The 6,642-nt window shown below is 27.4% G+C and carries 6 protein-coding genes and 1 pseudogene; 3 read left to right on the top strand and 4 right to left on the bottom strand.

Annotated features, from left to right (window positions below):
- The first annotated feature begins 527 nt into the window (after positions 1-527).
- The 3 genes from QZ306_RS09930 (at position 528) to QZ306_RS09920 (ending at position 3,427) form a co-directional block, all read left to right on the top strand.
- A complete protein-coding gene (locus tag QZ306_RS09930; RefSeq protein WP_295163499.1) occupies positions 528-1,793 on the top strand; it encodes an alcohol acetyltransferase in 1,266 nt (421 codons plus the stop codon).
- Positions 1,794-1,796: 3 nt separating this feature from the next.
- Positions 1,797-2,471 (top strand): DUF6320 domain-containing protein, encoded by a 675-nt coding sequence (locus tag QZ306_RS09925; RefSeq protein WP_295163497.1) that lies wholly within the window; start codon positions 1,797-1,799, stop codon positions 2,469-2,471.
- A gap of 140 nt (positions 2,472-2,611) precedes the next feature.
- Positions 2,612-3,427: an alpha/beta hydrolase gene (locus QZ306_RS09920; protein ID WP_295163500.1), complete on the top strand. Its 816-nt coding sequence runs from the start codon at positions 2,612-2,614 to the stop codon at positions 3,425-3,427.
- A 49-nt stretch (positions 3,428-3,476) separates the two neighbouring features.
- Here the strand turns inward: QZ306_RS09920 and aroC are convergent, their stop codons facing one another.
- The 4 genes and pseudogenes from aroC to QZ306_RS09900 form a co-directional block, all read right to left on the bottom strand.
- The gene (aroC, locus tag QZ306_RS09915) at positions 3,477-4,586 is read right to left on the bottom strand and encodes a chorismate synthase (protein ID WP_295163496.1); all 1,110 of its coding nucleotides are present in this window, start codon (positions 4,584-4,586) and stop codon (positions 3,477-3,479) included.
- 74 nt (positions 4,587-4,660) lie between these two features.
- Positions 4,661-5,452, bottom strand: coding sequence for a type I methionyl aminopeptidase (gene map, locus QZ306_RS09910; RefSeq protein ID WP_295163495.1), 792 nt, complete (start codon positions 5,450-5,452; stop codon positions 4,661-4,663).
- 13 nt (positions 5,453-5,465) lie between these two features.
- Entirely contained in the window at positions 5,466-5,729 is a 264-nt protein-coding gene (locus tag QZ306_RS09905) for a hypothetical protein (protein ID WP_295163493.1), read from the bottom strand.
- Between the two features lie 27 nt (positions 5,730-5,756).
- Positions 5,757-6,642 (bottom strand): annotated as a pseudogene (locus tag QZ306_RS09900) (AAA family ATPase); the annotation flags it as partial.

Below are 6,642 nucleotides of genomic sequence, written 5' to 3'. Positions count from 1 at the left end.
GGAAATATGCATAAGAAAAAACGGAGAGTTAATAGCATAACTTTTTTAATTGTGTTTCTTAAAAGACTTGTATTTTATTATAAATTCAAGTCTTTTTTTATTTAAAATTTTTTATAACCTTAAAAACTATATTATTTTTAATGAAATAAAGATACGGAGGGTATTGACAAAAAAATGTAATATTATATTATAAAGCCTATAAGAGAGGATATGAAAAAAGTAAAAAAATTGCAGTCATGTATTAATTTATACGGCTGAATTTTTTGTAATTTTAAAATACATACGCAGTATTTATCTTTCATTTCAAATATAAAAACATTTTATTAATTTTACTTATATTATGAGCGGCATTTTTAATTATTTAAAAAAAATATAGTTTTAATTGTGTTCTTAAATAAAAAATATTAAAATTTACCGTTTTAATTTTTACTTTATAAATAAACTATATGATATTAAATATATAGTTTATTTAAATTTATTAATTGCACAATAGGCTAAATAATTTAAAATTATGATGAAATGTAAAAATGAAAGATCTGTATAAATTAGATAATGCGGCAAAACTTTTTGTGTCTATAAAAAATAAAAAGAATATGCCTATATTCAGAGTATCTTCTGTAATTAAAGAAGAAGTGAACCATGAAATACTTCAGAAAGCATTAGACATTACTAAAAATAGATTTCCTACGCTTTCTCTTATGATAAAAAAAGGTATTTTTTGGAATTATTTTGAAGAAAATCATAGAAAATTAATTATTCAGGAAGATAAATATTATCCATGCTATTATATAAACAGTAAATTGAACAGCGGATATTTAATGAGGGTAGGGTATTATAAATATAGAATTTTTGCAGAAATATATCATTCGCTTGCAGACGCATCTTCTCTTATAAGTTTTTTTAAATCTCTTCTTTATCATTATTTTATATTATTAGGAAAAAAAATAGACGATAAAAACTGCGATATATTTAAAGATAATATATACAGCGCTGCCGATTATGATGATAGTTTTTTTATTCATACAAGAAATAAGAAATCATCAAAGAAAGAAAAAAAGATAAAAAATGTTTATTTGATTAAGGGTAAGCCACTTAAATTTTACGGGGATAATGTTGTGCATGGCGTTATGAGTTTAAAAGCCTTAAAGAAAGAAAGCAGGAAATATAATATTACCATCACTGCATATATATTATCCGTTGCAGCATATTCTATTTATGAAACTAGAATCAGAAAAAGATTTGACGGAAAAAACATAGTTATTTGCATGCCTATTAATTTAAGAAAAATATTTACTTCAATATCTTTAAAAAATTTTTTCGGTATAGCCAATATTTTAATAGAAACAAAAAAAGAACTTACTTTTGAAGATATAGTAAAAACAGTGGATATGGAAATGAAATCAAAAATAAATAAAGAGAGATTAGAAAATTTTATATATGAAAACAGAAAATTAGAAAACAATATTTTTATAAGATTTATGCCTTTATTTTTAAAAAAATTTGCCGTTAACTTAGCATTTGAACTTTTTGAGGATAAAATAAAAACTATGACAGTGTCTAATTTCGGTAATGTGGTATTACCCGATGACATGAAAGATTATATAAGTCATTTTGAGGCTGTTGTATATCCTACAATAAACAGTCCTTTAAATTGCGGTTTATGCAGTTTTGATGATAAGCTTTCAATAACATTCAACAGAACAGTTATGGAAACGGATATAATAAAATATTTTTTTCAATATATATCTAATATTTTGAAAGTGGAAATATATTCTAATGATTTCGGAGTATGATAAATGGCTTACTGTATTAATTGCAGATTAGAAATAAAAACTAATAAAGGTATATGTCCTTTATGCTTCAGAGAATTAAATAATAATGGGGAAAATAAAAAAATAATGTATGAAGAATATCATTCCTATGAATGGTTTTATAATAAGCAAAAGAGAGTTAATGCTAAAAGGCTAGTATTATTATCGGCGTTGATATCTATTATTATTCTTATAATAATAAATATATCCTCAAAAAGCAGGTATAATTGGGCTGTAATATCAATAATGTCCATATTAAGCGGATATTTTACTTATGTATGCTTTACTGCAGATACTTTATATTTAAGGCAGAAATTATTGATAGAGTTTTTTATACTCTTTCCTCTTCTTATAATAATAGATATATTTACAGGTTTCTGCAAATGGTCTTTTAATTATGCCGTTCCTTTTTTATCTCTTGCTTTAAATATAGCTATGCTGCTGATTGCCGTTATAGATAATAAATATTTTAATGAATATATGTCTTATATAATATCTTCTTCATTTATATCAATACTTATGATTATACTGCCTTTATTTCATTTTGAGCGTTTAAGCAGTTTATCGGCATTCGCAGGAGGAATCTCCGTTATTTTGACTATGCTTATATTTTTTAATACAGATTTTATTTTATCTATTAAAAAGATTTTTCATTTATAAAAAATTACGGAGTATTGTTTATGAAAAATAAATCAGACGGAAAAGAAAATAAAATATATAGACTTGTAAAAAAAAATAAAAAAGAAGCTGAGAAAATAAGAAAAAAGAGTTTATTTGAAGAATATTTAAGCTATCCTAGTATGGCTGTAAACTTTATAAAGGCTGACAGAAAAATAAAGCCATTGAAATATCAATATGATGAAAATAAAGCCCAATATATATTATATTTTCCAGCGCAGATAAAAGATTATGAAAATGCTAAAAAGCAAATAATAATTTATATATACGGAGGAGGCTGGAGGGAAGGCAGCGCAGATTTATACAGATTTGTTGGAAGAAGATTTGCAAAAAACGGATTTCATACTATTTTATTAGGGTATAGGCTTAGTAACAAATATAAATACCCATCTCAAATAGAAGATGTGTTTTCAGGATTTAATAAAGCTTTGTCTGTATTAAAAGAAAAACTGATTGATTATTCAGATATAATTGTAATAGGCTCTTCGGCCGGCGCTCATTTGGGAGCATTGCTTGTTTATAATAAAGATATGCAGAAAAAATATAATACTGATAATAATATTTTTAAAGGATATGTATCGCTCGGAGGTCCTACGGATTTAAATGTATGTACTAATGATATAATAACACAAATGCTTAATCAATTATTTGAAGACGGTTATAACAGAGATTTGGCAAACCCCTATTATTATATAGACGGAAGCGAAAAAACAAAAGTGCTATGCGTACATTCAAAGTTTGATCCTATATGCGATGTTCAAAACTCCATTAATTTTTCTGATAAAATTAACAGTTTTAATGATAATTTGGCTCAATGTATGATTTTTGAAAATAAAAGTATTTATCATAATAAGTTAGTTAATGGCATATTTTTTGAGGATATGGACAGCGAACATATATTAAATAAAATATTTAACTGGATAGAAAAATTAAACTAATAATAAAAAATTGTTATTAAATGTATTTAAAAACTAATAATACAATCAGTTAAAGCAGTTTTCCTTTCATATCTATGCATAAATCAAGTATCGAAACTGCAATAGCGGCTTCTATTACAGGAACGGCTCTAACTGCTATGCATGGATCATGGCGCCCTTTAATAATTAAAGTTTCCTCTTCTTTAGTTTCCATATTTAATGTTAATTGCTCTTTAGATATTGAAGGAGTAGGTTTTATTACAGTATTAATCACTATCGGCATACCGTTTGATATTCCTCCAAGTATGCCCCCATTATTATTGGTTTTTGTTTCCACTATTTTTATATTATTATATTCTTTTAAAGCGTATTTGTCATTGCATTCGCTTGCTTTATAATTTACAAAATCAAAACCTAGTCCGAAATCTATTCCTTTAACGGCAGGAACTGCAAATACTGACTGAGATATTCTGCTTTCTATAGATAAATAAAAAGGCTCTCCTAAACCAGCAGGAATATTGAAAACGGCTGCAGTGATAATTCCTCCAAGCGAGTCTTTATCTGCTTTAGCCTCTTCTACAGCTTTTATCATTTTATTCATAGCCTCATTATCAAATACGCTTAATTCTTTATTGTAATTATTTATAAATTCTTCATAGCTTGGAAAAGCATTATTAGGATATTTGTCTTTTATATTGTATATTTGTTTTATATGAGCTGCTATATTAATATCAAATTTTTCTTTTAATGCCAATTTTGCTAAAGCACCTGCAAATACTAAAGGTGCTGTAAGTCTGCCTGAAAAATGTCCTCCTCCTCTTATATCATTAAAGCCATCATATCTGAGCATTGCTGTATAATCGCTGTGGGAAGGTCTCGGAATAGTTTTTAAATTAGAATAATCCGTACTTCTTTTATTTTCATTTTTTATAATTGCTGCAATAGGCATTCCTGTACTTTTTGATTCAAGTATTCCAGATAATATTTCAGCTTTATCTTTTTCATGTCTTTCGGTTGCAAGCTTGGTATTTTTAGCACTTCTTCTTTCCATTTCGCTGTCTATAAAATCATTGTCTATATTAATGCCGTAAGGAAAACCGTCTATAATGCAGCCTATAGCCGTGCCATGAGATTCTCCGAATAAACTTAATTTGATATTGTTTCCGAATACGCTTCCCATAAATATATTCCTGAAATTTATATTAGTTATATTATTTTTTATAAACTTTCCATTTTATATTGATAATCAAAAAATTATTTTATTCCTAATATTTCAACGCCTGTTTGAGTAATTAAAACGGTATGTTCAAAATGCACAGCTAAAGAATAATCTGGAGTAGATAAAGTCCAGCCGTCTTTTTCTTTTTCATATTTATCTGCACCATTTGTTATCATAAGTTCTAATGCCAATATCATATTAGGTTCAAGCGCCACATCATTATTTGGGTGATAGAAATTAAATATATAAGGAGGTTCATGATATTCATATCCTACCCCATGACCTGTAAGCGATTTTATAACATTGAATCCGTATTCATGCACTTTGTTTTCAACAGTTTTTCCGTATTCGCTTAAAAGCACATTCGGCTTAAGTTTATAAATGGCATACTCCAAAGATTTTCTGCATGCATCTATAAGCTTATAGGCTCTGTAATTAACGGATCCTATTCCGCCTTCAACAACTATAGTTCTTGCACAATCGGCATAGCAGCCGTTATATTTAACTCCCACATCAACGCATACAGGCTCGCCATGAACTAATATTTTATTATTTGTAGGTCTTCCATGCGCTATTTCATTTCCGCTTGATATGCTTGTGGCAAATCCGTAATCTGGAACTTCCAAATTAGCAGGATATGCATTTTGAGATTTTATATATCTTTCAACTTCCTTATCTACTTTAGAGGCTCTCACTCCCGATATACAGAGCTTAAATGCTAAATCTATAGAGTTTTGAGCTATTTTTGCGGCTTTTTTTATATTTTCTATTGTATTTTCATCTTTGATTTTTGGTTTTACTATTTCTCTGCTTTCTTTTATAAACATTTTATTTTATACCTTATTTTAAAGATTTAGGAGTAAATATATATAAAAGAATTACCAATACTATGGCGCCAAGTACGGCAGATGACAGATTTATCTTTATATATTGTATATTGCTTATTCTCGGAAAATAGTAAGAACCAAGCAAAGCGCCGACGGTTGCTATAAGAAACATCATAACCCAGCCTCCGAATACATTTATTTTCAGTATCTTTACAAATACCAAGCTGACGGCTATTCCTATAACTATGAATGCAGATACAACTATAATATATTCCATCTATTTTTTCAACCTCTGATTAATATATTAATTGCTTGAAAGCCCTATAAAAAACGATTTTAATATTTTATCGTCATTTTCTATCGGAACAAATACCATGTGCGATATGCTTTCTCTATCGGAAGCATCAAATTTATTTTTTAATGAATCTGAAGCAAAAGGGTCTGATACATATAATGTTTTTTTATGAGATAGAATTTTTTTAAATAAGGCTTCATTTTCATTAATATTTAATATGTTTTTTGTATTATCAGATAAATTCTGAGACTCTGATATATCATAACTGCCGTCATCTTTTCTTGTGAGAACTGCGGCATGCTTGATATTAAGTCCTGACTGATCTTTTATCCATTCCAGCATATCATTCATATTTTTATTAATAAATTTCTTTCCTTTGAAAGCCTTTAATACACTTTTCCAGTTTTCAGTCATATTTTCTTTAACTTTTTCCTCTGCTTCTCTGTAAAAATCGTCTGGAGATTTAGGCACTTCTTCAGGATCATATAAATCCTTATCTATTAAATCTTCCGTATCAAAAGTATCTTTTTCATCAGCAGGTTTTATTATATCTCCGTCATCATATTCTTCATTATTAAAATTATGTGATATATCGGAGTTTTCTTTATTATAATTTTCTTCATCTTCATAATCATTTAATAAAAAATCTCTATTAAGTGAAAAATTAAAAGCATCTCCCGAAGAAAAATATTCCTCTTCTTTTTTAATTATCTCATCTTCTAAAATAGAACCATGACTTATCAAAATATCCCCCTCATTATTATCGTCTATAATATCATCAATTCCTTTTATAATATCATCGTCTTCCGAATTATCTTCTTTTTTTTTACTGTCAATTATTTCATCTAATTCTTCACTTTCTCTATCATTTTTATTATCAATTTCATCATCTAAA

Source organism: uncultured Brachyspira sp. (assembly GCF_910588665.1).
Classification (GTDB): Bacteria; Spirochaetota; Brachyspiria; order Brachyspirales; family Brachyspiraceae; genus Brachyspira.
The sequence above is the reverse complement of the archived record's forward strand: the minus strand, read 5'-3'. Positions and strand labels throughout refer to the sequence as shown.